Here is a 22,393-nt window from a genome sequence, read left to right as displayed (position 1 = left end):
AATTGTAACCGTAGTTGTCATGGCCAAACATGCGCCCCATGGAACTGGCGCCCCGGCGCCAGCCTGTCTGTCTTTCATGCAAAGAATAAGAATCTCGAGGTCATTGCCATGCTCGAAGCGCTCAACGATTTCCTTTCGGGGAAACTCCTCATCGTGCTCATCGTCGGACTGGGTAGCTATTTCACCATCCGCTCCCGTTTCGTCCAGTTCCGCCATTTCGGCCACATGTTCGGTGTATTCAAGGAATCGTTGCGCGGCCAGGCTGGCCAACTGAGCTCTTTCCAGGCGCTGATGCTGAGCCTGGCCGGTCGTGTCGGTGCCGGTAACATCGCCGGTGTCGGTATCGCCGTAACCCTGGGCGGCCCTGGTGCCGTGTTCTGGATGTGGGTTACCGCGCTGGTCGGCATGTCCAGCAGCTTCTTCGAATGTACCCTCGCCCAGGTCTACAAGCGCGCCGATGGCGATGGCCTGTACCGCGGCGGTCCGGCCTACTACATCCAGCACGGCCTGAAGCTGAAGAGCATGGCCGTGGTGTTCTCCCTGCTGCTGCTGGTCACCTACGGCTTCGCCTTCAACGGCCTGCAGTCCTACACCGTGACCCACTCGCTGCAGAACGCCTTCGGCTTCGCCCCGAACCACACCGGCATCGCCCTGGCCGTGCTGCTGGCGATCGTCTTCGTGGGTGGCATCAAGCGCATCGCCGCGGTGTCCGACCTGCTGGTACCGGTCAAGACCCTGGCCTACATCGGCGTCACCCTGTACGTGATCGGCACCCAGATCGAACACGTTCCGGCCATGCTGGAAACCATCTTCAAAAGCGCCTTCGGTCTCGACCCGGCCTTCGCCGGCCTGCTCGGCAGCGCTATCGTCATGGGCGTGAAACGCGGCGTGTTCGCCAACGAAGCCGGCCTGGGCAGCGCACCGAACGTCGCCGCCGTAGCCGCGGTGAAACACCCGGGCGCACAAGGCGTGGTCCAGGCGTTCAGCGTGTTCCTCGACACCTTCGTCATCTGCACCTGCACCGCCCTGCTGATCCTGCTGTCGGGCTTCTACACCCCGGGCTTCGAAGGTGACGGCATCGTCCTGACCCAGAACTCCCTGGCCGCGGTAGTCGGTGACTGGGGCCGTGTGTTCGTCAGCGTCGCCCTGTCGCTGTTCGTCTTCACCTGCATCCTCTACAACTACTACCTGGGCGAGAACAGCCTGCAGTTCCTGACCCGCAACCGTGTAGTGCTGATGGCCTACCGTGGTCTGGTCCTGGCCCTGATCGTCTGGGGTTCGGTACAGAACCTGGGTACCGTGTTCGCCTTCGCCGACATCACCATGACCCTGCTGGCCTTCGTCAACCTGATCGCCCTGGCCCTGCTGTTCAAGATCGGCCTGCGGGTGATGCGCGACTACGACGAGCAGCGCAAGGCCGGCATCGCCCAGCCGGTGTTCGACTCGGCCAAGTTCGCCGACCTGGACCTGGACCGTGCCGCCTGGCCGGCCGGCGCCAAGGCTGACGCCGCCGACAAGACCGTGGCCGGCGCCGCGCAGACCCAGCGCTAAGCAAGCTCCGGTCGTCGCTCCACAAGAGAGCCGCCCCTTCGCGGGCGGCTTTTTTTTGCCCGAATTTCCTGTCCCTGCTCCGGAATACCCTTATGCGCGCAGTCAACAACCTCCTCGTCCTCTACACCGGCGGCACCATCGGCATGCTGCAGACGCCCCAGGGCCTGGCCCCGGCGGGTGGCTTCGAGGCGCGCATGCGTGCCTGGCTGGAGCACAACCCGCAGGTGCGCAGCCCGGCATGGACGCTGCGGGAAATGTCGCCGCTGCTCGACAGCGCCAACATGCAACAGGGCAACTGGCTGGCGATGCGCGATGCCATCGTCGAGGCGGTCAAGCAGCACGGCCATGACGGCATCCTCCTGCTGCACGGCACCGACACCCTGGCCTACAGCGCCGCGGCCCTGTCGTTCCTGTTGCTGGGGCTGAACGTGCCGGTGCTGCTGACCGGCTCGATGCTGCCGGCCGGCGCCCCGGACAGCGACGCCTGGGACAACCTCGGCGGTGCCCTGACGCTGCTCGCCGAAGGGGTGGAAAACGGCGTGCAGTTGTTCTTCGCCGGCAAGCTGCTGTCCGGCGTGCGCGCCAGCAAGCTGCGCAGCGAAGCCTTCGATGCCTTCGCCGCGCTGCCGCGGCATCGCGAAGGCGAGCGCGCTGCCGAACTGCCCGCGGTGCTGAGCTACGCCCAGCCGCGCACCTCGGTGAACCTCGCCGTGCTGCCGGTGTACCCGGGCTTGCAGGCGGCGCATGCGCGCGCGCTGCTGGACACCGGCGTGAAGGGCCTGCTGCTGGAGTGCTATGGCAGCGGCACCGGGCCATCGGACGACGAAGCGTTGCTCGACGTCCTGAGCGAGGCTGGCCGCCGGGGTGTGCTGGTGGCAGCGATCAGCCAGTGCGCGGAAGGCAGCGTGGTGTTCGATACCTACGCCGCGGGCAGCCGGCTGCGCGATACCGGCCTGGTCTCGGCCGGCGGCATGACCCGCGAAGCGGCGCTGGGCAAGCTGTTCGGCCTGCTCGGCGCCGGGCTGGACCTGGCGACGGCGCGGCACTGGTTTGCGTTGGACCTGTGTGGGGAGCGGGCGTAGCACCCGGCTTCAGGACGTCATCGCTGGCAAGCGCAACAGCAGGAATGAAAAAGGCCCGGCTTCGTGAGAAGACCGGGCCTTTGACGTCTAGCGCAGCGGCGGCGACGAATCAGAACGGAATGTCGTCATCGAAGCTGTCGAAGTCCGGAGCCGGCTGTGGCGCTGGCTGCTGTGGAGCCGGACGCTGTGGCGCCTGCTGCGGACGCGGAGCCTGCTGGCGTGGAGCCTGGGGCGCCTGGTTGTAGTTGTCACGCGGTGCACCGCCGTCCTGGTTCTGTGGACGACCGCCCAGCAGCTGCATGGTGCCCTGCATGTCGACGATGATTTCGGTGGTGTAGCGCTTGATGCCGTCCTTTTCCCACTCGCGAGTCTGCAGCTTGCCCTCGATGTAGACCTGGGAGCCCTTGCGCAGGTACTCGCCAGCGATCTCGGCGACCTTGCCGAACATCGAGACACGGTGCCACTCGGTACGCTCGACCTTCTGGCCGGTCTGCTTGTCGGTCCACTGCTCGCTGGTGGCCAGGCTCAGGTTGGTGACAGCGTTACCGTTCGGCAGGTAGCGAACTTCAGGATCCTGGCCACAGGTGCCGACCAAAATGACTTTGTTAACCCCACGGGCCATAACGTTCTCCTAGGCTTCGCACGCCGCGGACGCCGGATTGACCAGGCGTTCCAGGGTCGAGCGATCCAAAATTTGTGTATCCAGTTTGATATAGATGGCGGCTTCATCTGCCACCACCACTGCGTCGGTCACACCCGGCACGGCCTTGAGGCGCTCGGACAAGCCCGCTTCGCGCAGCGCCTCGGGCGACAACGGCATGCGCAGGCTCGTTACATAAGGTGGTTCGTTCATGGTACCAGCAACGACGAGCCAGAGCGCGCACAAAGCGGCGCAACCGAGGAACACCGTGCCCAGGCCACCATGCTGGAACATCCAGCCACCGAGTATCCCGCCCAACGCCGCCCCGAGGAACTGGCTGGTGGAATAGACCCCCATCGCCGTGCCTTTGCCGCCAGCCGGCGACACCTTGCTGATCAGCGACGGCAACGACGCTTCCAGCAGGTTGAAGGCGGTGAAGAAGACCACGGTGCCGATCACCAGTGCCGACAGGCTGTTCCCCAGCTCCCAGAAGAACAGTTCCGTCAGCAGCAAGACACTGACCGCGCCCAGAAGGACACGTTTCATCTTGCGCTTTTTCTCACCATAGATAATGAACGGAATCATTGCGAAGAATGAAATCAGCAACGCCGTCAGGTACACCCACCAGTGCTCTTCCTTGGGCAGCCCGCCGCGCTCGACGAAGGCCAGCGGCAAGGCGACGAAGCTGGCCATGAGGATCGCGTGGAGGACGAAGATGCCCACGTCCAGGCGCAGCAGGTCCGGGTGACGCAGGGTCGGACCGAGGGCCTGTTTCGCCACGCCGGACTCGCGGTGATGCAGCAGCGTGTTGGACGCCGGCACCACGAACGCGATCAGGGCGATGCCCACCAGCGCCAGCACCGCCGTCGCCAGGAACAGCCCCGACAGGCCGAAGGTGCGGGTCAGCAACGGCCCGACCACCATCGCCACGGCGAACGACAGACCGATGCTCATGCCGATCATGGCCATGGCCTTGGTCCGATGCTGTTCGCGGGTCAGGTCCGACAGCAAGGCCATCACGGCAGCGGAAATCGCCCCGGCCCCCTGCAGGATGCGTCCTGCGATCACGCCCCAGATCGAATCGGCCTGCGCCGCCAGCACGCTCCCCAGCGCAAAGATCACCAGCCCCAGGTAAATCACCGGGCGCCGGCCGATACGGTCGGAAACGATGCCGAACGGGATCTGCAACACTGCCTGGGTCAGGCCGTAGGCACCGATGGCCAGACCGATCAGGGTCGGGGTGGCGCCAGCCAGGTCCATGCCATAGGTCGCCAGTACCGGCAGGACCATGAACATGCCCAGCATACGGAAGGCGAACACCAGGGCCAGACCGCCTGCGGCGCGGGTTTCGCTGCCGCTCATGCGTTCGCTGTGGGGATCGTGCATGGATTAACCTCGTGTGAACCGGCGGCGATTCTACCAGTCCCATCGGTTAACGGCATCTACGCGACGCTTTGCCGCGCAACGGCGACGAGCCGTATACTTGCGCGTTTAGCCCGCCAAGCGAGGCCGTAGTGGACAAGATCCTGATTCGTGGGGCGCGTACCCACAACCTGAAGAACATTGACCTGACTCTGCCTCGGGACAAGCTGATCGTCATCACCGGCCTGTCCGGCTCCGGCAAGTCCTCGCTGGCCTTCGATACCCTCTATGCCGAGGGCCAGCGGCGTTACGTGGAGTCGCTGTCGGCCTATGCCCGGCAGTTCCTGTCGATGATGGAAAAACCCGATGTCGACACCATCGAAGGCCTGTCGCCAGCGATTTCCATCGAGCAGAAATCCACCTCGCACAACCCCCGCTCCACCGTCGGCACCATCACCGAAATCTACGACTACCTGCGCCTGCTCTATGCCCGCGTCGGTACGCCGCGCTGCCCGGATCACGATATCCCGCTGGAGGCGCAAACGGTCAGCCAGATGGTCGACCTGGTCCTGGCGCAGCCCGAAGGCAGCAAGCTGATGCTCCTGGCGCCGGTGGTGCGCGAGCGCAAGGGCGAACACCTGGCGGTGTTCGAGGAACTGCGCGCGCAGGGCTTCGTCCGCGCACGGGTCAACGGCAAGCTGTTCGAGCTGGACGAGTTGCCCAAGCTCGACAAGCAGAAGAAACACAGCATCGATGTGGTGGTGGACCGCTTCAAGGTTCGCGCCGATCTGCAGCAGCGTCTGGCCGAGTCCTTCGAGACCGCGCTGAACCTGGCCGACGGCATTGCCCTGGTCGCGCCGATGGACGACGAGGCCGGCGAAGAAATGATCTTCTCCGCGCGCTTCGCCTGCCCCATCTGCGGCCATGCGATCAGCGAGCTGGAACCCAAGCTGTTCTCCTTCAACAACCCGGCCGGTGCCTGCCCGACCTGCGATGGCCTGGGGGTCAAGCAGTTCTTCGACACCAAGCGCCTCGTCAATGGCGAGCTGACCCTGGCCGAGGGTGCGATCCGCGGCTGGGACCGGCGCAACGTCTATTACTTCCAGATGCTCGGCTCGCTGGCCGCGCATTTCGGCTTCAGCCTGGAAGAACCGTTCAATCAACTGCCCGCCGACCGGCAGAAGACCATCCTGCATGGCAGCGGCAGCCAGAACGTCGACTTCAAGTACCTCAACGACCGCGGCGACATCGTCAAGCGCTCGCACCCGTTCGAAGGCATCGTGCCGAACCTGGAGCGACGCTATCGCGAGACCGAATCCGCCACCGTCCGCGAGGAACTGGCCAAGTTCCTCAGCACTCAGCCCTGCCCGGATTGCCGCGGCACCCGCCTGCGCCGCGAGGCGCGGCATGTGTGGGTTGGCGAGAAGACCCTGCCGGCGGTCACCGGCCTGCCGATCGGCGATGCCAGCGAGTATTTCGGCGGGCTGAAGCTGACGGGGCGCCGCGGCGAAATCGCCGACAAGATCCTCAAGGAAATCTGCGAGCGCCTGCAGTTCCTGGTGAACGTCGGCCTCGACTACCTGACCCTCGATCGCAGCGCCGACACCCTGTCCGGCGGCGAGGCCCAGCGTATCCGCCTGGCCAGCCAGATCGGCGCCGGCCTGGTCGGGGTGATGTACATCCTCGACGAGCCGTCCATCGGCCTGCACCAACGTGACAACGACCGCCTGCTGGCGACCCTCAACCACCTGCGCGACATCGGTAATACGGTGATCGTGGTCGAACACGACGAGGACGCCATTCGTCTGGCCGACTACGTCGTCGACATCGGTCCCGGGGCCGGTGTGCATGGCGGACAGATCGTCGCCGAGGGTTCGCCGGCCGAGGTCATGGCCCACCCGGACTCGCTGACTGGCATGTACCTGTCCGGACGCAAGAAGATCGTCGTGCCGGCCAAGCGCACGCCGCGCAACAAGAAGCTGTCGATCAAGCTCAAGGGCGCGCGGGGCAACAACCTGCAGAACGTCGACCTGGAAATCCCGATCGGCCTGCTGACCTGCGTGACCGGTGTGTCCGGTTCCGGCAAGTCGACCCTGATCAACAACACCCTGTTCCCACTCGCCGCTACCGCGCTGAACGGTGCCACCACCCAGGAAGCGGCCGCCCACGACAGCTGCGATGGCCTGCAGCACCTGGACAAGGTGGTGGATATCGACCAGAGCCCGATCGGCCGGACCCCGCGTTCCAACCCGGCGACCTATACCGGGCTCTTCACGCCGATCCGCGAACTGTTCTCCGGCGTACCGGAGGCACGGGCCCGGGGCTACGGTCCGGGGCGCTTCTCGTTCAACGTCAAGGGTGGCCGCTGCGAAGCCTGCCAGGGCGACGGCCTGATCAAGGTGGAGATGCACTTCCTGCCGGACATCTACGTGCCCTGCGACGTCTGCAAGAGCAAGCGCTACAACCGCGAAACCCTGGAGATCAAGTACAAGGGCAAGAACATCCACGAGGTCCTGGAAATGACCATCGAGGACGCCCGCGAGTTCTTCGACGCCGTGCCGGCACTGGCGCGCAAGCTGCAGACGCTGATGGATGTCGGCCTGTCCTACATCAAACTCGGACAGTCGGCGACCACGTTGTCGGGCGGGGAAGCCCAGCGGGTCAAGCTATCCCGCGAGCTGTCCAAGCGCGATACCGGCAAGACCCTGTATATCCTCGACGAGCCGACCACCGGCCTGCACTTCGCCGATATCCAGCAATTGCTCGACGTCCTGCACCGTCTGCGCGATCACGGCAATACCGTGGTGGTGATCGAGCACAACCTGGACGTGATCAAGACTGCCGACTGGCTGGTGGACCTCGGTCCGGAAGGTGGCTCCAAGGGCGGCCAGATCATCGCCTGCGGTACGCCGGAGGAGCTGGCGAAAATGAAGCAGTCCCACACCGGGCACTACCTCAAGCCGCTGCTGGAACGCGATCGGGCCTGATTCCCGCGGCCAGCAAAAAGCCCCTGTCGTGTTGAACGACAGGGGCTTTTTGTTGAGCGTCGGAAAGATTACATCTGCGATTGCAGGTAGTTCTCCAGGCCCAGCGACTTGATCAGGCCTTGCTGCTTCTCCAGCCAGTAGGTGTGATCTTCTTCGGTGTCGGCCAGTTGCAGGCGCAGGATATCGCGGCTGATGTAGTCCTTGTGCAGCTCGCACAGCTCGATACCTTTGCACAGCGCGGCGCGAACCTTGTACTCCAGGCGCAGGTCGGCGGCGATCATGTCCGGGACGCTGGTGCCCACGTCCAGATCGTCAGGGCGCATGCGCGGGGTACCTTCGAGCATGAGGATGCGACGAATCAGGGCATCGGCGTGCTGCGCCTCTTCTTCCATTTCGTGGTTGATGCGTTCGTAGAGCTTGCTGAAGCCCCAGTCTTCGTACATCCGCGAATGGATGAAATATTGATCGCGTGCCGCCAGTTCGCCCGTCAGCAACGTGTTGAGATAGTCGATTACGTCCGGGTGACCTTGCATCGTCCCGCATCTCCCTGTGTGAAAGCCATAGTGTGAACCAGGATGACCAGGAGGTCACTGAGATTTGCGCAAAAAGCGCAAAAAAGCGGGTGAACAGTAGTGATTTTCATTGAAAAACCAGCCAAATGAGGCGAGTTCTCCTTATCATTTCGACTCTGACGCAATACCGCTTTGCATGACGATTGCAGAAAACAAAAAACCGGGCACGAGGCCCGGTTTCTTGTTCAGACTGAACGTCTTATTCAGCAGCTTCTACCGAGCCACCGACAGCACGATCAACCAGCTCGACGTACGCCATAGGCGCGTTGTCGCCAGCGCGGAAACCGCACTTCAGGATGCGCAGGTAGCCGCCCTGACGAGTGGCGTAGCGCTTGCCCAGATCGTTGAACAGCTTACCAACGGCTTCTTTCGAACGAGTACGGTCGAAAGCCAGACGACGGTTAGCTACGCTGTCTTCCTTGGCCAGGGTGATCAGCGGCTCGGCAACGCGGCGCAGTTCCTTGGCTTTTGGCAGGGTGGTTTTGATCAGCTCGTGCTCGATCAGCGACACCGCCATGTTCTGGAACATGGCTTTGCGGTGAGAGCTGGTACGGCTCAGGTGACGTCCACTTTTACGATGACGCATGATTCATTCCTTACCAAACACTACGTTCGGTGATTACGACGATCAGGCAGTCGCCTTGTCGTCTTTCTTAAGACTTGCAGGCGGCCAGTTGTCGAGGCGCATGCCGAGGGACAGACCACGGGAAGCCAGAACGTCCTTGATTTCAGTCAGGGACTTCTTGCCGAGGTTCGGAGTTTTCAACAGCTCTACTTCGGTGCGCTGAATCAGATCGCCGATGTAGTAGATGTTCTCCGCCTTCAGGCAGTTGGCCGAACGTACGGTCAATTCCAGATCGTCAACTGGACGAAGCAGGATCGGATCGATCTCGTCTTCCTGCTCGACTACCACGGGCTCGCTGTCACCTTTGAGGTCGACGAATGCAGCCAACTGCTGTTGCAGGATGGTTGCAGCACGACGGATGGCCTCTTCAGGATCCAGGGTACCGTTGGTTTCCAGATCAATAACCAGCTTGTCCAGGTTGGTACGCTGTTCGACACGGGCGTTTTCCACCACGTATGCGATACGGCGAACCGGGCTGAACGAAGAGTCGAGCTGCAAGCGACCGATGCTGCGGCTTTCGTCTTCATCGCTCTGACGCGAATCGGCCGGTTCATAACCACGACCACGAGCTACGGTGAGCTTCATGTTCAGGGCGCCGTTGGACGCCAGGTTAGCGATTACGTGATCGGGATTAACGATCTCGACATCATGATCCAGCTGAATATCGGCAGCGGTAACCACCCCCGAACCCTTTTTCGACAAGGTCAGCGTAACTTCGTCACGACCGTGCAGCTTGATAGCCAGGCCTTTCAGGTTCAACAGGATTTCAATGACATCTTCCTGTACACCTTCGATCGCGGAGTACTCATGGAGTACGCCGTCGATCTCGGCCTCGACTACTGCACAGCCAGGCATGGAGGACAACAGGATGCGGCGCAGCGCGTTGCCCAGGGTATGGCCGAAACCACGCTCGAGAGGCTCGAGCGTGATCTTGGCGCGGGTTGGACTGACGACCTGCACATCGATGTGGCGGGGCGTCAGGAACTCATTTACCGAAATCTGCATGGATGCACCTATTTTCTAGCCCTTACTTGGAGTAGAGCTCGACAATCAGGTTTTCGTTGATGTCGGCAGACAGGTCGCTGCGAGCAGGAACGTTCTTGAAAACGCCCGACTTCTTGGCAGCGTCCACGTCAACCCACTCAACGCGGCCACGCTGAGCACACAGTTCAAGGGCTTGAACAATGCGCAGCTGGTTCTGCGATTTCTCGCGAACTGCGACCACGTCACCCGGACGAACTTGGTAGGACGGAATGTTTACAGTCTTGCCGTTGATGCTGATCGCCTTGTGCGAAACCAGCTGACGGGATTCAGCACGGGTAGCGCCGAAGCCCATACGGTAAACGACGTTATCCAGGCGGCATTCGAGCAGTTGCAGCAGGTTCTCGCCGGTAGCGCCTTTCTTGGACGCTGCTTGCTTGTAGTAACCGCTGAATTGACGCTCGAGAACGCCGTAGATGCGACGGACTTTTTGCTTCTCGCGCAGCTGGGTGCCGTAGTCGGACTGACGGCCACGGCGCTGGCCGTGGATACCTGGGGCTGCTTCGATGTTGCACTTCGATTCCAGAGCGCGAACGCCGCTCTTCAGGAACAGGTCGGTGCCTTCACGACGAGACAGTTTGCATTTTGGACCAATGTAACGTGCCATTTATCTGTCTCCTGATTACACGCGACGCTTCTTCGGCGGACGGCACCCGTTGTGCGGGATTGGCGTCACGTCGGTGATGCTGGCGATCTTATAGCCGCAGCCGTTCAGTGCACGAACAGCGGACTCACGACCTGGACCTGGACCCTTGACGTTGACGTCGAGGTTCTTCAGGCCGTATTCCAGCGCAGCTTGACCAGCACGTTCAGCAGCTACCTGAGCGGCGAACGGGGTCGATTTGCGGGAACCACGGAAACCCGAACCGCCGGAGGTAGCCCAGGACAGAGCGTTACCTTGACGATCGGTGATGGTCACGATGGTGTTGTTGAAAGACGCATGGATGTGGGCGATGCCATCAACCACTGTCTTTTTGACTTTCTTACGAGGACGAGCAGCAGGTTTTGCCATGTCTATATTCCTGTCGATTCGCTGGTGCGATTACTTGCGGATCGGCTTACGCGGACCCTTACGGGTACGGGCATTGGTCTTGGTACGCTGACCGCGTACTGGCAGACCCCGACGATGGCGCAGACCGCGGTAGCAGCCCAGGTCCATCAAACGCTTGATTTTCATGTTGATGTCACGACGCAGGTCACCTTCGGTGGTGAACTTCGCGACTTCGCCACGCAGCTGTTCAATCTGCTCGTCGCTCAGATCCTTGATCTTAGCGGCTGGGTTTACACCAGCGTCTGCACAGATTTTCTGTGCAGTAGTGCGACCAACACCATAGATGTAGGTCAGCGAGATAACAGTGTGCTTGTTATCTGGAATGTTAACGCCTGCAATACGGGCCATTCAGTGGGACTCCAATTGACAGCTACCTACGCCCCGGAAGCCAAGAAATAGGGCGCGAGATAATATCGCTGTAGAAACAATTAATCAACCCAGCAGCACACTAGCTGCTGGGTTTGAAGCACAGATCACACTCAGCCTTGGCGCTGCTTGTGACGTGGTTCCGCGCTGCAAATTACTCGAACGACACCTTCGCGGCGAATAATCTTGCAGTTGCGGCACAGTTTTTTCACCGATGCACGAACTTTCATCACCAACTCCTCGAACCTTAGGGGTTTCAGCGCAGCAGACCGCTGCCACCGTAGCCTTTCAGGTTGGCTTTCTTCATCAGGGATTCGTACTGGTGCGAAACGAGGTGCGATTGTACTTGGGACATAAAGTCCATCACAACCACTACCACGATCAGCAACGAGGTCCCGCCAAGGTAGAACGGAACGTTTGCAGCCACGACCAGGAACTGGGGCAGCAAGCAGACGGCCGTCATATAAAGAGCACCGAACATGGTCAGACAAGTCAGAACGCCATCAATGTAGCGCGCGGACTGCTCACCAGGACGGATACCCGGAATAAAGGCACCGGACTTCTTAAGGTTTTCCGCTACGTCCTTCGGATTGAACATCAGTGCGGTATAGAAGAAGCAGAAGAAAACGATCCCTGCACTAAACAGCAAAATGTTCAACGGCTGACCAGGAGCGATCGACTGCGCGACATCCTGCAACCAGCCCAGACCTTCGGACTGGCCGAACCAGGAACCCAGCGAAGCCGGAAACAGCAGAATGCTGCTTGCGAAAATGGCCGGAATAACACCAGCCATGTTCACTTTCAGCGGCAAGTGGCTCGTCTGCGCAGCGAAGACCTTGCGGCCCTGCTGACGCTTGGCGTAGTGAACGGCGATACGACGCTGACCACGCTCGATGAAGACCACAAAACCGATGATCGCTACTGCCAGCAGACCGATAGCGACCAAGGCGAAGATGTTGATATCGCCCGTGCGTGCAGACTCGAAAGACTGCCCGATTGCTCTCGGAAGACCGGCAACGATACCTGCGAAAATCAGCATCGAGATACCGTTGCCCACACCGCGCTCCGTGATCTGCTCGCCCAGCCACATCATGAACATTGCGCCGGCCACGAAAGTGGACACCGCAACGAAATGGAAGCCGAAGCCTGCAGAAAACGCCACGCCCTGACCGGCCAGACCAATGGACATGCCAGTGGCCTGGACCAACGCCAGGATAACGGTGAGGTAGCGGGTGTACTGGCTGATCTTGCGACGGCCAGATTCACCTTCCTTCTTCAACTGCTCCAGCTGCGGGCTGACCGCGGTCATGAGCTGCATGATGATCGATGCCGAAATGTACGGCATGATCCCCAGTGCAAATACGCTCATGCGCTCCAGCGCGCCGCCGGAAAACATGTTGAACAAGCTAAGAATGGTCCCCTCATTCTGTCGAAACAGTTCCGCCAGCCGGTCCGGGTTAACACCTGGAACTGGGATATGCGCACCTATCCGATAGACGATAATCGCCAGGAACAGAAAACGCAGACGAGCCCAAAGTTCAGACATCCCGCCTTTGCCGAGCGAAGAGAGAGCACCTTGCTTAGCCATTTATTCCTCGAACTTGCCGCCAGCTGCTTCGATAGCCGCACGCGCACCCTTGGTGGCTGCGATGCCCTTGATGGTGACCGCGCGAGTAACTTCGCCGGACAGCATGATTTTCACACGCTGTACGTTCTGGTTAATCACGTTGGCGTCCTTCAGGGACTGAACGGTGATCACGTCGCCTTCGACTTTGGCCAGCTCGGACAGACGCACTTCGGCGCGGTCCATGGCTTTCAGCGAAACGAAGCCGAACTTCGGCAGACGACGGTGCAGCGGCTGTTGACCGCCTTCAAAGCCAGGAGCGATGGTGCCACCGGAGCGGGAGGTCTGACCTTTGTGGCCGCGGCCACCGGTCTTGCCCAAACCACTACCGATACCACGACCCGGACGATGCTTCTCGCGACGGGAACCCGGCGCTGGACTCAGATCATTGAGTTTCATCGATTAACCCTCGACGCGCAGCATGTAGTAAGCCTTGTTGATCATCCCGCGGTTCTCGGGAGTATCCTGGACTTCTACAGTGTGACCGATGCGACGCAGACCCAGGCCTTTAACGCACAGCTTGTGGTTAGGCAGGCGGCCGGCGGTGCTTTTGATCAGCGTTACTTTAACGGTAGCCATGATCAGAGGATCTCCTCAACGCTCTTGCCGCGCTTGGCAGCAATGGACTCAGGAGATTGCATAGCCTTCAGACCCTTGAAGGTGGCGTGAACCACGTTGACAGGGTTGGTCGAGCCGTAGCACTTGGCCAGGACGTTCTGAACGCCAGCAACTTCCAGGACGGCACGCATTGCGCCACCGGCGATGATACCGGTACCTTCGGAAGCAGGCTGCATGTAGACCTTCGACGCGCCATGGGCGGACTTGGTAGCGTACTGCAGGGTAGTGCCGTCCAGGTCAACCTGAATCATGTTGCGGCGAGCGGCTTCCATGGCTTTCTGGATCGCAGCTGGTACTTCGCGCGACTTGCCACGGCCAAAGCCAACACGACCTTTACCATCACCTACCACGGTCAGCGCGGTGAAGGTGAAGATACGGCCGCCTTTTACGGTTTTGGCAACGCGGTTAACTTGAACCAGCTTCTCGATGTAGCCTTCGTCGCGCTTTTGATCGTTATTTGCCATAACTTAGAACTCCAGCCCGCCTTCACGAGCAGCATCAGCCAGCGCTTTCACGCGGCCATGGTACTTGAAGCCGGAACGGTCAAAGGCAACTTGAGATACACCGGCGGCTTTCGCACGCTCAGCTACCAGCTTGCCAACCTTAGTGGCCGCGTCGATGTTGCCGGTGGCGCCATCACGCAGTTCTTTGTCCAAAGTCGAGGCGCTGGCCAGGACTTTGCTGCCGTCGGCCGAAATGACCTGGGCGTAGATGTGCTGCGAGGAGCGGAACACGCAGAGACGCACGACTTCGAGATCGTGCATTTTCAGGCGTGCTTTGCGAGCGCGACGCAGACGAGTAACTTTTTTGTCGGTCATTTGCTATGCCCTACTTCTTCTTGGCTTCTTTACGACGGACTACTTCGTCCGCGTAACGCACACCCTTGCCTTTGTAAGGCTCTGGCGGACGGAAGTCGCGGATTTCAGCGGCCACCTGACCTACCAGCTGCTTGTCGATACCCTTGATCAGGATATCGGTCTGGCTTGGGGTCTCAGCGGTGATACCGGCTGGCAGTTCGTAATCCACTGGATGCGAGAAGCCGAGCGCCAGGTTCAGCACGTTGCCTTTGGCTTGTGCCTTGTAACCAACACCGACCAGCTGGAGCTTGCGCTCGAAGCCTTGGCTAACGCCTTGGACCATGTTGTTCACCAGGGCACGGGTGGTACCGGCCATAGCGCGGGTTTGTTGATCGCCGTTGCGAGCAGCGAAACGCAGCTCACCAGCTTCTTCGATCACTTCTACGGACGAGTGAACATTCAGTTCGAGAGTGCCCTTGGCACCCTTCACCGAAAGCTGTTGACCGGCGAATTTGACTTCGACACCGGCTGGCAGCTTAACGGGGTTCTTAGCGACGCGAGACATGCTTATCCCCCCTTAGAACACTGTGCAGAGAACTTCGCCGCCAACACCGGCAGCACGCGCAGCACGATCAGTCATCACACCTTTGTTGGTGGAGACGATAGACACGCCCAGACCGCCACGAACTTTCGGCAGATCTTCGACGGACTTGTACTGGCGCAGGCCAGGACGGCTTACGCGCTTGACTTCCTCGATGACCGGACGGCCTTCGAAGTATTTCAGCTCGATGGAGAGCGATGGCTTGGCATCGGTAGTTACCTGGTAACCAGCGATGTAACCTTCGTCTTTCAGAACTTTGGCGACCGCAACCTTCAGAGTCGAAGAAGGCATGCTTACGACGGACTTTTCAGCCATCTGGGCATTACGGATGCGAGTTAGCATGTCCGCTAACGGGTCCTGCATACTCATGGGCTAGACGCTCCTGATACAAAAAAAATTAGCCTTTCGGCTACTACTGTCACCTGGTAGCGCACGGCAAAAAACCCGGGCTCAGGTGAGCCGGTCATTCTAGACACATCCCTGAAACGAAACAAGCCCCAAAAGGGGCTTGTTTCGATGCAAGATCACCGGCGGCCGGAAGATCACTCCCCCGCCGCCAGGACGCTGCCGGTGCGTCTTACCAGCTGGCCTTGACCAGACCTGGAACGTCACCGCGCATTGCTGCTTCACGCAGCTTGTTACGGCCGAGGCCGAACTTGCGGTAAACGCCATGTGGACGACCGGTGAGGCGGCAACGGTTACGCATGCGCGAAGGGCTTGCGTCACGTGGTTGCTTCTGCAGAGCTACGACAGCAGCGAAACGCTCTTCTGGACTTGCGTTCAGATCGACGATGATCGCTTTCAGCTCAGCACGCTTCTTGGCGTATTTAGCGACCGTGAGCTGACGCTTCAGCTCGCGGTTTTTCATGCTCTTCTTGGCCATTTTCCTACTCCAATCAGTTGCGGAACGGGAATTTGAAAGCACGCAGCAGGGCGCGGCCTTCGTCATCCGTACGAGCAGTGGTGGTCAGGGTAATGTCCAGACCGCGGAGAGCATCGATCTTGTCGTAGTCGATTTCCGGGAAGATGATCTGCTCTTTCACGCCCATGCTGTAGTTGCCACGACCGTCGAAGGACTTGGCATTCAGGCCGCGGAAGTCGCGAACCCGAGGCAGGGAGATCGCCAGCAGGCGGTCCAGGAATTCGTACATACGGTCACGGCGCAGGGTGACTTTAACGCCGATCGGCCAGCCTTCGCGGACTTTGAAGCCAGCGATGGATTTCCGGGCGAAGGTCACAACAGCTTTCTGGCCGGTGATCTTTTCCAGGTCGGCAACAGCGTGCTCGATGACTTTCTTGTCGCCGATCGCTTCGCCCAGACCCATGTTCAGGGTGATCTTGGTAACGCGCGGAACTTCCATCACGTTCGCCAGCTTAAGTTCTTCCTTAAGCTTGGGAGCGATTTCCTTCCGATAAATCTCTTTCAGTCGTGCCATGGTCTTCTACCTAGCAGTGTTCAAGCATCAACCGCTTTTTGGGTCGACTTGAAGACACGAATTTTTTTGCCGTCTTCTACTTTGAAACCAACGCGGTCAGCCTTGTTGGTTTCGCCGTTGAAAATGGCGACGTTGGAAGCGTGCAGAGGCGCTTCTTTCTCGACGATACCGCCTTGTACGCCCGACATCGGGTTAGGCTTGGTATGACGCTTCACCAGGTTGATCCCACCAACAACCAGACGGTCGTCAGCGAGAACCTTCAGCACCTTACCGCGCTTACCTTTGTCTTTGCCGGCGATCACGATGATCTCGTCGTCACGACGAATCTTTTGCATGTCGGATCTCCTTACAGCACTTCTGGGGCGAGCGAGACGATCTTCATGAACTTCTCGGAACGAAGTTCACGGGTCACTGGCCCAAAGATACGGGTGCCGATCGGCTCTTGCTTGTTGTTCAGCAGAACAGCAGCATTGCCATCAAAGCGGATGATGGAGCCGTCAGCGCGACGGACGCCATGGCGGGTACGGACCACAACAGCGGTCATTACCTGGCCTTTCTTCACTTTACCGCGAGGAATTGCTTCCTTGACGGTTACTTTGATGATGTCACCGATGGCGGCGTAACGGCGGTGCGAACCACCGAGAACCTTGATGCACATGACGCGACGAGCGCCGCTGTTATCGGCCACATCGAGCATGGATTGAGTCTGAATCATAAAATATCTCCGACCCTTAGCCCTTAGACTTCAACAGCGCGTTCGAGAACTTCAACCAGTGCCCAGGACTTGGTCTTGGCCAGCGGACGGGTTTCACGGATGGAAACCTTGTCGCCGATATGGCACTGATTGTTTTCGTCGTGAGCGTGCAGCTTAGTCGAACGCTTAACGTATTTACCGTAGATCGGGTGCTTTACGCGACGCTCGATCAGAACGGTGATGGTCTTGTCCATCTTGTCGCTGACCACACGGCCAGTCAGCGTACGGACGGTTTTTTCAGCTTCAGCCATGATTACTTACCTGCCTGCTGGTTGAGCACAGTTTTCACGCGAGCGATGTCACGCTTAACTTGCGAGAGCAGGTGCGACTGCCCCAACTGGCCAGTTGCTTTCTGCATACGCAGATTGAACTGGTCGCGCAGCAAGCCGAGCAGTTGCTCGTTCAGCTGCTGTGCTGATTGTTCACGAAGTTCATTCGCTTTCATCACATCACCGTCCGCTTAACAAAGGAGGTGGCGAGAGGCAGCTTTGCAGCAGCCAGGGCGAAAGCCTCACGCGCCAGCTCTTCAGAAACACCCTCGATCTCGTACAGGACTTTGCCTGGTTGGATCTGGGCAACCCAGTACTCAACGGAACCCTTACCTTTACCCATCCGCACTTCGAGAGGCTTCTTGGTGACCGGCTTGTCCGGGAATACGCGGATCCAGATTTTACCGCCACGCTTGACGTGACGGGTCAGCGCACGACGCGCGGACTCAATCTGACGAGCGGTGAGACGACCGCGGGCAACAGCTTTCAGAGCGAACTCGCCGAAGCTGACCTTGCTACCGCGCAGTGCCAGACCACGGTTGTGGCCGGTCATCTGCTTGCGGAATTTTGTACGCTTTGGTTGCAACATTTGGCGTACCCCTTACTTAGCAGCTTTTTTACGAGGCGCTGGTGCTTGTGGTTTCAGTTCTTCTTGGCGACCACCAATAACTTCGCCTTTGAAGATCCAAACCTTGACACCGATCACACCGTAGGTGGTGTGAGCTTCGTAGGTGGCATAGTCGATATCGGCACGCAGGGTGTGCAGCGGCACACGACCTTCGCGATACCATTCAGTACGTGCGATTTCAGCACCGCCGAGACGACCGCTCACTTGGATCTTGATGCCTTTGGCACCAATGCGCATGGCGTTCTGTACGGCGCGCTTCATGGCGCGACGGAACATAACGCGGCGCTCCAGCTGCTGAGCTACGCTCTGAGCAACCAGCATACCGTCGAGCTCCGGCTTGCGGATCTCTTCGATATTGATGTGCACAGGCACACCCATTTGCTTGGTCAGGTCCTGACGCAGTTTTTCAACATCTTCACCTTTCTTCCCGATAACGATACCTGGACGAGCGGTGTGGATGGTGATGCGTGCAGTTTGAGCCGGACGATGAATATCGATACGGCTAACGGACGCGCTTTTTAGTTTGTCTTGGAGGTACTCACGAGTTTTCAGATCCTTCAACAGGTAATCTGCGTAAGTAGCGCCGTCTGCATACCAGACGGAGGTGTGCTCCTTGACGATTCCCAGGCGAATGCCAGTGGGATGTACTTTCTGACCCATCTGATCGACTCCGTTACTTGTCCGCAACCTTGACAGTGATATGGCAAGACCGCTTGACGATGCGATCAGCGCGGCCTTTGGCACGCGGCATGATGCGCTTCAGCGAACGCCCTTCGTTGACGAAAACGGTGGAGACCTTCAGGTCATCAACGTCTGCGCCTTCGTTATGCTCGGCGTTGGCTACGGCCGACTCGAGGACTTTCTTCATGATTTCAGCAGCTTTCTTGCTGCTGAAAGCCAACAGGTTGAGCGCTTCGCCCACCTTCTTCCCGCGGATCTGGTCGGCGACCAAGCGGGCTTTCTGGGCGGAGATGCGAGCGCCCGACAACTTAGCGGCTACTTCCATTTCCTTACCCCTTAACGCTTGGCTTTCTTGTCAGCCACGTGCCCGCGGTAGGTGCGGGTACCGGCGAACTCGCCCAGTTTATGGCCGACCATGTCTTCGTTCACCAGAACTGGGACGTGTTGACGACCGTTGTGTACCGCGATGGTCAGACCGACCATTTGTGGCAGGATCATGGAGCGACGCGACCAGGTTTTAACTGGTTTGCGATCGTTCTTTTCCGCCGCCACTTCGATCTTCTTCAGTAGGTGAAGATCAATAAAAGGACCTTTTTTCAGAGAACGTGGCACTGTCGTATCCCTCTATTTACTTGCGACGACGGACGATCATGTTGTCGGTACGCTTATTACCACGAGTCTTCGCACCCTTGGTCGGGAAGCCCCATGGCGATACCGGATGACGACCACCGGAGGTACGACCTTCACCACCACCATGCGGGTGGTCAACCGGGTTCATGGCAACACCACGAACGGTTGGGCGAACGCCACGCCAGCGTTTGGCACCAGCTTTACCCAGCGAACGCAGGCTGTGCTCGGAGTTCGAGACTTCGCCCAGGGTCGCACGGCACTCAGCCAGTACCTTACGCATTTCGCCAGAGCGCAGACGCAGGGTCACGTAGACACCTTCGCGAGCGATCAGCTGAGCCGAAGCACCAGCGGAACGAGCGATTTGTGCACCTTTGCCTGGCTTCAGTTCGATGCCGTGAACGGTGCTACCTACTGGGATGTTGCGCAGTTGCAGGGAGTTGCCTGGCTTGATTGGAGCCAGAGCACCTGCGATCAGCTGGTCGCCAGCGCTCACGCCCTTAGGCGCGATGATGTAGCGACGTTCGCCGTCTGCGTAGCACAGCAGGGCAATGTGAGCAGTACGGTTCGGGTCGTATTCGATACGCTCGACAGTGGCGGCGATGCCGTCCTTGTCGTTGCGACGGAAGTCGACCAGACGGTAATGCTGCTTGTGACCACCACCAACGTGACGAGTGGTGATACGACCATTGTTGTTACGACCACCAGACTTCGATTTCTTCTCGATCAGCGGTGCGTGAGGAGCGCCTTTGTGCAGCTCCTGGTTGACCACCTTGACCACGAAACGGCGGCCAGGGGAAGTCGGTTTGCATTTAACGATTGCCATGATGCACCCCTTCCTTACTCAGCACTGCTGCTGAAATCGAGATCTTGGCCTGGCTGAAGGGAGATGATCGCCTTCTTCCAGTCATTACGCTTGCCCAGGCCACGAGCGGTGCGCTTGGTCTTACCCAGAACGTTCAGGGTAGTAACGCTTTCCACTTTGACGTTGAACAGGCTTTCGACGGCCTTCTTGATTTCCAGCTTGGTTGCGTCAGTAGCAACCTTGAAAACGAACTGGCCTTTCTTGTCAGCCAGAACCGTGGCCTTCTCGGAAACGTGCGGGCCAAGTAGAACTTTAAATACGCGTTCCTGGTTCATCCCAGCAGCTCCTCGAATTTCTTCACGGCCGAAACAGTGATCAACACTTTTTCGTAGGCGATCAGGCTGACTGGGTCGGAGCCCTGGACGTCACGTACATCGACGTGCGGCAGGTTGCGAGCGGCCAGGTACAGGTTCTGATCAACAGCATCCGAAACGATCAGCACGTCGTTCAGACCCATGCCGTTCAGCTTGTTCAGCAGGTCTTTGGTTTTTGGCGCTTCAACAGCGAAGTCCTGAACCACGACCAGACGGTCGCTACGCACCAGCTCGGAGAGGATCGAACGCATTGCTGCGCGATACATCTTCTTGTTGAGCTTTTGCGAATGATCCTGAGGACGGGCTGCGAAGGTCACACCACCGCCACGCCAGATCGGACCACGAGTGGTACCGGCACGAGCACGGCCAGTACCCTTCTGACGCCATGGGCGCTTACCGCCACCTGCTACGTCGGAACGGGTCTTTTGCTGCTTGGTGCCCTGACGGCCGCCGGCCATGTAGGCCACGACTGCTTGGTGTACCAGCGTCTCGTTGAATTCGCCACCGAAGGTCAGTTCGGAAACTTCGATCGCCTGAGCGTCATTTACATTAAGTTGCATGTCAGCTTCCCCTTACCCGCGAGCCTTGACAGCCGGACGCACAACAACATCACCGCCAGTAGCGCCAGGAACGGCACCCTTGACCAGCAACAGGTTGCGTTCAGCGTCGACGCGCACTACTTCCAGGGACTGAACGGTCACGCGCTCGGCGCCCATGTGACCGGACATTTTCTTGCCCTTGAATACACGACCAGGAGTCTGGCACTGGCCGATAGAGCCCGGGACGCGGTGGGAAACGGAGTTACCGTGGGTGTTGTCTTGACCGCGGAAGTTCCAGCGCTTGATGGTACCGGCAAAGCCTTTACCTTTGGACTGACCGGTAACGTCTACCAGTTGGCCCGCAGCGAAGAGTTCAGCATTGATCAAGTCGCCAGCCTGGTAATCGCCGTCTTCGAGACGGAATTCCCAGACACCGCGACCAGCGGCAACGTTCGCTTTGGCGAAGTGACCTGCCTGAGCGGCAGTCACGCGCGAAGCACGACGCTCACCAACAGTGACTTGCACTGCACGGTAGCCATCGGTTTCTTCAGTTTTGAACTGGGTGACACGATTCGGTTCGATCTCGATGACCGTGACCGGAATGGAGACACCTTCTTCGGTGAAAATGCGGGTCATACCGCACTTACGACCGATTACACCAATAGTCATGTTGTAAACCTCATGAGTGTACGGGGCTTTCACCCGCTATGGCCGCCCATTTCAGAGCGTTACACGACCAAGACCCGAGTCTTAGCCGAGGCTGATCTGCACTTCCACACCTGCCGCAAGATCGAGCTTCATAAGAGCGTCAACGGTTTTATCCGTTGGCTGGACGATGTCCAGAACGCGCTTGTGAGTACGGATCTCGTACTGGTCACGCGCGTCTTTGTTGACGTGCGGGGAGACCAGAACAGTGAACCGCTCTTTGCGAGTAGGCAGTGGAATTGGACCACGCACCTGAGCACCAGTACGTTTCGCGGTTTCCACGATTTCCTGGGTAGATTGGTCGATCAGGCGATGGTCGAATGCCTTCAACCTGATACGGATTTGCTGATTTTGCATTGGATTTCAGACTCCAGGCTGCTATTCCCACCGGGCGCACTACGCCCGTTAAAAGGAGGCGTGATTCTATAGACGCCCCTATTGGGTGTCAACCCAATAAAAAAGCCCCCGCTGAGCGGGGGCTTTTTCAACCGATCGATATTACTCGATGATTTTGGCTACGACGCCGGCGCCGACGGTACGACCGCCTTCACGGATGGCGAAACGCAGACCATCTTCCATCGCGATGGTTTTGATCAGGGTAACAGTCATCTGAATGTTATCGCCTGGCATAACCATTTCTACGCCTTCCGGCAGTTCG

Annotated in this window: 34 protein-coding genes and 1 pseudogene; 3 read left to right on the top strand and 32 right to left on the bottom strand. The window is 59.1% G+C overall.

Features of this window, described 5'->3' with window-relative positions:
• Positions 1 to 108 precede the first annotated feature (108 nt).
• Both RTI28_RS13460 and RTI28_RS13455 read left to right on the top strand, forming a co-directional pair.
• Positions 109 to 1,551 (top strand): alanine/glycine:cation symporter family protein, encoded by a 1,443-nt coding sequence (locus tag RTI28_RS13460; protein ID WP_316920886.1) that lies wholly within the window; start codon positions 109 to 111, stop codon positions 1,549 to 1,551.
• A 92-nt stretch (positions 1,552 to 1,643) separates the two neighbouring features.
• The gene (locus tag RTI28_RS13455) at positions 1,644 to 2,633 is read left to right on the top strand and encodes an asparaginase (RefSeq protein WP_316920885.1); all 990 of its coding nucleotides are present in this window, start codon (positions 1,644 to 1,646) and stop codon (positions 2,631 to 2,633) included.
• A gap of 109 nt (positions 2,634 to 2,742) precedes the next feature.
• On the opposite strand, the gene RTI28_RS13450 is transcribed toward RTI28_RS13455, so the two are convergent.
• On the bottom strand, positions 2,743 to 3,255 hold the full coding sequence (locus RTI28_RS13450; protein WP_042123551.1) for a single-stranded DNA-binding protein: 513 nt from the start codon (positions 3,253 to 3,255) through the stop codon (positions 2,743 to 2,745).
• Positions 3,256 to 3,264: 9 nt separating this feature from the next.
• Positions 3,265 to 4,659, bottom strand: a complete 1,395-nt coding sequence (locus tag RTI28_RS13445) for an MFS transporter (RefSeq protein ID WP_316920884.1) — start codon at positions 4,657 to 4,659, stop codon at positions 3,265 to 3,267.
• 128 nt (positions 4,660 to 4,787) lie between these two features.
• Between RTI28_RS13445 and uvrA the strand changes: the two genes are divergently transcribed.
• Complete coding sequence (gene uvrA, locus RTI28_RS13440; RefSeq protein ID WP_316920883.1) at positions 4,788 to 7,622, top strand: excinuclease ABC subunit UvrA; 2,835 nt, start codon at positions 4,788 to 4,790, stop codon at positions 7,620 to 7,622.
• Between the two features lie 68 nt (positions 7,623 to 7,690).
• On the opposite strand, the gene bfr is transcribed toward uvrA, so the two are convergent.
• The 30 genes and pseudogenes from bfr to RTI28_RS13290 all read right to left on the bottom strand — a co-directional run.
• The gene (gene bfr, locus RTI28_RS13435; protein WP_042123545.1) at positions 7,691 to 8,155 is read right to left on the bottom strand and encodes a bacterioferritin; all 465 of its coding nucleotides are present in this window, start codon (positions 8,153 to 8,155) and stop codon (positions 7,691 to 7,693) included.
• 238 nt (positions 8,156 to 8,393) lie between these two features.
• Complete coding sequence (gene rplQ / locus RTI28_RS13430) at positions 8,394 to 8,780, bottom strand: 50S ribosomal protein L17 (protein WP_042123543.1); 387 nt, start codon at positions 8,778 to 8,780, stop codon at positions 8,394 to 8,396.
• Between the two features lie 42 nt (positions 8,781 to 8,822).
• Positions 8,823 to 9,824, bottom strand: a complete 1,002-nt coding sequence (locus RTI28_RS13425) for a DNA-directed RNA polymerase subunit alpha (RefSeq protein ID WP_003186012.1) — start codon at positions 9,822 to 9,824, stop codon at positions 8,823 to 8,825.
• Positions 9,825 to 9,846: 22 nt separating this feature from the next.
• On the bottom strand, positions 9,847 to 10,467 hold the full coding sequence (gene rpsD / locus RTI28_RS13420; protein ID WP_316920882.1) for a 30S ribosomal protein S4: 621 nt from the start codon (positions 10,465 to 10,467) through the stop codon (positions 9,847 to 9,849).
• A 15-nt stretch (positions 10,468 to 10,482) separates the two neighbouring features.
• Complete coding sequence (gene rpsK, locus RTI28_RS13415) at positions 10,483 to 10,872, bottom strand: 30S ribosomal protein S11 (RefSeq protein WP_002555466.1); 390 nt, start codon at positions 10,870 to 10,872, stop codon at positions 10,483 to 10,485.
• Positions 10,873 to 10,902: 30 nt separating this feature from the next.
• A complete protein-coding gene (gene rpsM / locus RTI28_RS13410) occupies positions 10,903 to 11,259 on the bottom strand; it encodes a 30S ribosomal protein S13 (RefSeq protein WP_009397487.1) in 357 nt (118 codons plus the stop codon).
• A gap of 131 nt (positions 11,260 to 11,390) precedes the next feature.
• The gene (gene rpmJ / locus RTI28_RS13405) at positions 11,391 to 11,507 is read right to left on the bottom strand and encodes a 50S ribosomal protein L36 (protein ID WP_002555468.1); all 117 of its coding nucleotides are present in this window, start codon (positions 11,505 to 11,507) and stop codon (positions 11,391 to 11,393) included.
• 26 nt (positions 11,508 to 11,533) lie between these two features.
• On the bottom strand, positions 11,534 to 12,865 hold the full coding sequence (gene secY / locus RTI28_RS13400) for a preprotein translocase subunit SecY (RefSeq protein ID WP_316920881.1): 1,332 nt from the start codon (positions 12,863 to 12,865) through the stop codon (positions 11,534 to 11,536).
• A complete protein-coding gene (gene rplO, locus RTI28_RS13395; protein WP_009397491.1) occupies positions 12,866 to 13,300 on the bottom strand; it encodes a 50S ribosomal protein L15 in 435 nt (144 codons plus the stop codon).
• Positions 13,301 to 13,303: 3 nt separating this feature from the next.
• Positions 13,304 to 13,480 (bottom strand): 50S ribosomal protein L30, encoded by a 177-nt coding sequence (gene rpmD, locus RTI28_RS13390; RefSeq protein WP_009397493.1) that lies wholly within the window; start codon positions 13,478 to 13,480, stop codon positions 13,304 to 13,306.
• A 2-nt stretch (positions 13,481 to 13,482) separates the two neighbouring features.
• Entirely contained in the window at positions 13,483 to 13,983 is a 501-nt protein-coding gene (gene rpsE / locus RTI28_RS13385; RefSeq protein ID WP_042123536.1) for a 30S ribosomal protein S5, read from the bottom strand.
• Between the two features lie 3 nt (positions 13,984 to 13,986).
• The gene (gene rplR / locus RTI28_RS13380; RefSeq protein ID WP_042123534.1) at positions 13,987 to 14,337 is read right to left on the bottom strand and encodes a 50S ribosomal protein L18; all 351 of its coding nucleotides are present in this window, start codon (positions 14,335 to 14,337) and stop codon (positions 13,987 to 13,989) included.
• Between the two features lie 10 nt (positions 14,338 to 14,347).
• The gene (gene rplF / locus RTI28_RS13375) at positions 14,348 to 14,881 is read right to left on the bottom strand and encodes a 50S ribosomal protein L6 (RefSeq protein ID WP_009397497.1); all 534 of its coding nucleotides are present in this window, start codon (positions 14,879 to 14,881) and stop codon (positions 14,348 to 14,350) included.
• Between the two features lie 12 nt (positions 14,882 to 14,893).
• A complete protein-coding gene (gene rpsH / locus RTI28_RS13370) occupies positions 14,894 to 15,286 on the bottom strand; it encodes a 30S ribosomal protein S8 (protein ID WP_042123529.1) in 393 nt (130 codons plus the stop codon).
• 208 nt (positions 15,287 to 15,494) lie between these two features.
• Positions 15,495 to 15,800 carry a 30S ribosomal protein S14 gene (gene rpsN / locus RTI28_RS13365; protein WP_316920880.1) on the bottom strand — a complete coding sequence of 102 codons (306 nt, stop codon included), beginning with the start codon at positions 15,798 to 15,800 and terminating at the stop codon, positions 15,495 to 15,497.
• Positions 15,801 to 15,813: 13 nt separating this feature from the next.
• On the bottom strand, positions 15,814 to 16,353 hold the full coding sequence (gene rplE / locus RTI28_RS13360) for a 50S ribosomal protein L5 (RefSeq protein WP_009397500.1): 540 nt from the start codon (positions 16,351 to 16,353) through the stop codon (positions 15,814 to 15,816).
• Between the two features lie 20 nt (positions 16,354 to 16,373).
• Positions 16,374 to 16,688 carry a 50S ribosomal protein L24 gene (gene rplX / locus RTI28_RS13355; protein WP_009397501.1) on the bottom strand — a complete coding sequence of 105 codons (315 nt, stop codon included), beginning with the start codon at positions 16,686 to 16,688 and terminating at the stop codon, positions 16,374 to 16,376.
• 11 nt (positions 16,689 to 16,699) lie between these two features.
• Positions 16,700 to 17,068 (bottom strand): 50S ribosomal protein L14, encoded by a 369-nt coding sequence (gene rplN, locus RTI28_RS13350; protein ID WP_009397502.1) that lies wholly within the window; start codon positions 17,066 to 17,068, stop codon positions 16,700 to 16,702.
• 23 nt (positions 17,069 to 17,091) lie between these two features.
• The gene (rpsQ, locus tag RTI28_RS13345) at positions 17,092 to 17,358 is read right to left on the bottom strand and encodes a 30S ribosomal protein S17 (protein WP_031303185.1); all 267 of its coding nucleotides are present in this window, start codon (positions 17,356 to 17,358) and stop codon (positions 17,092 to 17,094) included.
• A gap of 2 nt (positions 17,359 to 17,360) precedes the next feature.
• The gene (gene rpmC, locus RTI28_RS13340; protein WP_042123524.1) at positions 17,361 to 17,552 is read right to left on the bottom strand and encodes a 50S ribosomal protein L29; all 192 of its coding nucleotides are present in this window, start codon (positions 17,550 to 17,552) and stop codon (positions 17,361 to 17,363) included.
• Positions 17,552 to 17,965, bottom strand: a complete 414-nt coding sequence (gene rplP / locus RTI28_RS13335) for a 50S ribosomal protein L16 (RefSeq protein ID WP_009397508.1) — start codon at positions 17,963 to 17,965, stop codon at positions 17,552 to 17,554. The genes rpmC and rplP overlap by 1 nt, the downstream gene beginning before the upstream one ends.
• 12 nt (positions 17,966 to 17,977) lie before the next feature.
• Positions 17,978 to 18,664, bottom strand: a complete 687-nt coding sequence (gene rpsC, locus RTI28_RS13330) for a 30S ribosomal protein S3 (RefSeq protein ID WP_009397510.1) — start codon at positions 18,662 to 18,664, stop codon at positions 17,978 to 17,980.
• A 13-nt stretch (positions 18,665 to 18,677) separates the two neighbouring features.
• A complete protein-coding gene (rplV, locus tag RTI28_RS13325; protein ID WP_003103908.1) occupies positions 18,678 to 19,010 on the bottom strand; it encodes a 50S ribosomal protein L22 in 333 nt (110 codons plus the stop codon).
• A gap of 11 nt (positions 19,011 to 19,021) precedes the next feature.
• Positions 19,022 to 19,297, bottom strand: coding sequence for a 30S ribosomal protein S19 (gene rpsS, locus RTI28_RS13320; protein ID WP_002555486.1), 276 nt, complete (start codon positions 19,295 to 19,297; stop codon positions 19,022 to 19,024).
• A gap of 16 nt (positions 19,298 to 19,313) precedes the next feature.
• Positions 19,314 to 20,138 carry a 50S ribosomal protein L2 gene (rplB, locus tag RTI28_RS13315; protein ID WP_042123521.1) on the bottom strand — a complete coding sequence of 275 codons (825 nt, stop codon included), beginning with the start codon at positions 20,136 to 20,138 and terminating at the stop codon, positions 19,314 to 19,316.
• Between the two features lie 14 nt (positions 20,139 to 20,152).
• Positions 20,153 to 20,452, bottom strand: a complete 300-nt coding sequence (gene rplW, locus RTI28_RS13310) for a 50S ribosomal protein L23 (RefSeq protein ID WP_042123520.1) — start codon at positions 20,450 to 20,452, stop codon at positions 20,153 to 20,155.
• Entirely contained in the window at positions 20,449 to 21,051 is a 603-nt protein-coding gene (gene rplD / locus RTI28_RS13305; RefSeq protein ID WP_042123518.1) for a 50S ribosomal protein L4, read from the bottom strand. The genes rplW and rplD overlap by 4 nt, the downstream gene beginning before the upstream one ends.
• 12 nt (positions 21,052 to 21,063) lie before the next feature.
• Positions 21,064 to 21,699, bottom strand: a complete 636-nt coding sequence (rplC, locus tag RTI28_RS13300; RefSeq protein WP_316920879.1) for a 50S ribosomal protein L3 — start codon at positions 21,697 to 21,699, stop codon at positions 21,064 to 21,066.
• An 81-nt stretch (positions 21,700 to 21,780) separates the two neighbouring features.
• Positions 21,781 to 22,092 carry a 30S ribosomal protein S10 gene (rpsJ, locus tag RTI28_RS13295; RefSeq protein WP_003186070.1) on the bottom strand — a complete coding sequence of 104 codons (312 nt, stop codon included), beginning with the start codon at positions 22,090 to 22,092 and terminating at the stop codon, positions 21,781 to 21,783.
• A 141-nt stretch (positions 22,093 to 22,233) separates the two neighbouring features.
• A pseudogene (locus tag RTI28_RS13290) lies at positions 22,234 to 22,393 on the bottom strand (elongation factor Tu); the annotation flags it as partial.

It is taken from the genome of Pseudomonas sp. zfem002, assembly GCF_032621685.1.
In the GTDB taxonomy this organism is placed as follows: Bacteria; Pseudomonadota; Gammaproteobacteria; order Pseudomonadales; family Pseudomonadaceae; genus Aquipseudomonas; species Aquipseudomonas japonica.
This window is presented reverse-complemented; position numbering and strand designations above follow the sequence as displayed.

Excerpts from the sequence above, each read along its gene's own strand:
- RTI28_RS13460 (WP_316920886.1), top strand. The coding sequence starts at position 109 with ATGCTCGAAGCGCTCAACGATTTCCTTTCGGGGAAACTCCTCATCGTG.
- RTI28_RS13455 (WP_316920885.1), top strand. The coding sequence starts at position 1,644 with ATGCGCGCAGTCAACAACCTCCTCGTCCTCTACACCGGCGGCACCATC.
- RTI28_RS13450 (WP_042123551.1), bottom strand. The coding sequence starts at position 3,255 with ATGGCCCGTGGGGTTAACAAAGTCATTTTGGTCGGCACCTGTGGCCAG.
- RTI28_RS13445 (WP_316920884.1), bottom strand. The coding sequence starts at position 4,659 with ATGCACGATCCCCACAGCGAACGCATGAGCGGCAGCGAAACCCGCGCC.
- bfr (WP_042123545.1), bottom strand. The coding sequence starts at position 8,155 with ATGCAAGGTCACCCGGACGTAATCGACTATCTCAACACGTTGCTGACG.
- rplQ (WP_042123543.1), bottom strand. The coding sequence starts at position 8,780 with ATGCGTCATCGTAAAAGTGGACGTCACCTGAGCCGTACCAGCTCTCAC.
- RTI28_RS13425 (WP_003186012.1), bottom strand. The coding sequence starts at position 9,824 with ATGCAGATTTCGGTAAATGAGTTCCTGACGCCCCGCCACATCGATGTG.
- rpsD (WP_316920882.1), bottom strand. The coding sequence starts at position 10,467 with ATGGCACGTTACATTGGTCCAAAATGCAAACTGTCTCGTCGTGAAGGC.
- rpsK (WP_002555466.1), bottom strand. The coding sequence starts at position 10,872 with ATGGCAAAACCTGCTGCTCGTCCTCGTAAGAAAGTCAAAAAGACAGTG.
- rpsM (WP_009397487.1), bottom strand. The coding sequence starts at position 11,259 with ATGGCCCGTATTGCAGGCGTTAACATTCCAGATAACAAGCACACTGTT.
- rpmJ (WP_002555468.1), bottom strand. The coding sequence starts at position 11,507 with ATGAAAGTTCGTGCATCGGTGAAAAAACTGTGCCGCAACTGCAAGATT.
- secY (WP_316920881.1), bottom strand. The coding sequence starts at position 12,865 with ATGGCTAAGCAAGGTGCTCTCTCTTCGCTCGGCAAAGGCGGGATGTCT.
- rplO (WP_009397491.1), bottom strand. The coding sequence starts at position 13,300 with ATGAAACTCAATGATCTGAGTCCAGCGCCGGGTTCCCGTCGCGAGAAG.
- rpmD (WP_009397493.1), bottom strand. The coding sequence starts at position 13,480 with ATGGCTACCGTTAAAGTAACGCTGATCAAAAGCACCGCCGGCCGCCTG.
- rpsE (WP_042123536.1), bottom strand. The coding sequence starts at position 13,983 with ATGGCAAATAACGATCAAAAGCGCGACGAAGGCTACATCGAGAAGCTG.
- rplR (WP_042123534.1), bottom strand. The coding sequence starts at position 14,337 with ATGACCGACAAAAAAGTTACTCGTCTGCGTCGCGCTCGCAAAGCACGC.
- rplF (WP_009397497.1), bottom strand. The coding sequence starts at position 14,881 with ATGTCTCGCGTCGCTAAGAACCCCGTTAAGCTGCCAGCCGGTGTCGAA.
- rpsH (WP_042123529.1), bottom strand. The coding sequence starts at position 15,286 with ATGAGTATGCAGGACCCGTTAGCGGACATGCTAACTCGCATCCGTAAT.
- rpsN (WP_316920880.1), bottom strand. The coding sequence starts at position 15,800 with ATGGCCAAGAAGAGCATGAAAAACCGCGAGCTGAAGCGTCAGCTCACG.
- rplE (WP_009397500.1), bottom strand. The coding sequence starts at position 16,353 with ATGGCACGACTGAAAGAGATTTATCGGAAGGAAATCGCTCCCAAGCTT.
- rplX (WP_009397501.1), bottom strand. The coding sequence starts at position 16,688 with ATGCAAAAGATTCGTCGTGACGACGAGATCATCGTGATCGCCGGCAAA.
- rplN (WP_009397502.1), bottom strand. The coding sequence starts at position 17,068 with ATGATTCAGACTCAATCCATGCTCGATGTGGCCGATAACAGCGGCGCT.
- rpsQ (WP_031303185.1), bottom strand. The coding sequence starts at position 17,358 with ATGGCTGAAGCTGAAAAAACCGTCCGTACGCTGACTGGCCGTGTGGTC.
- rpmC (WP_042123524.1), bottom strand. The coding sequence starts at position 17,552 with ATGAAAGCGAATGAACTTCGTGAACAATCAGCACAGCAGCTGAACGAG.
- rplP (WP_009397508.1), bottom strand. The coding sequence starts at position 17,965 with ATGTTGCAACCAAAGCGTACAAAATTCCGCAAGCAGATGACCGGCCAC.
- rpsC (WP_009397510.1), bottom strand. The coding sequence starts at position 18,664 with ATGGGTCAGAAAGTACATCCCACTGGCATTCGCCTGGGAATCGTCAAG.
- rplV (WP_003103908.1), bottom strand. The coding sequence starts at position 19,010 with ATGGAAGTAGCCGCTAAGTTGTCGGGCGCTCGCATCTCCGCCCAGAAA.
- rplB (WP_042123521.1), bottom strand. The coding sequence starts at position 20,138 with ATGGCAATCGTTAAATGCAAACCGACTTCCCCTGGCCGCCGTTTCGTG.
- rplW (WP_042123520.1), bottom strand. The coding sequence starts at position 20,452 with ATGAACCAGGAACGCGTATTTAAAGTTCTACTTGGCCCGCACGTTTCC.
- rplD (WP_042123518.1), bottom strand. The coding sequence starts at position 21,051 with ATGCAACTTAATGTAAATGACGCTCAGGCGATCGAAGTTTCCGAACTG.
- rplC (WP_316920879.1), bottom strand. The coding sequence starts at position 21,699 with ATGACTATTGGTGTAATCGGTCGTAAGTGCGGTATGACCCGCATTTTC.
- rpsJ (WP_003186070.1), bottom strand. The coding sequence starts at position 22,092 with ATGCAAAATCAGCAAATCCGTATCAGGTTGAAGGCATTCGACCATCGC.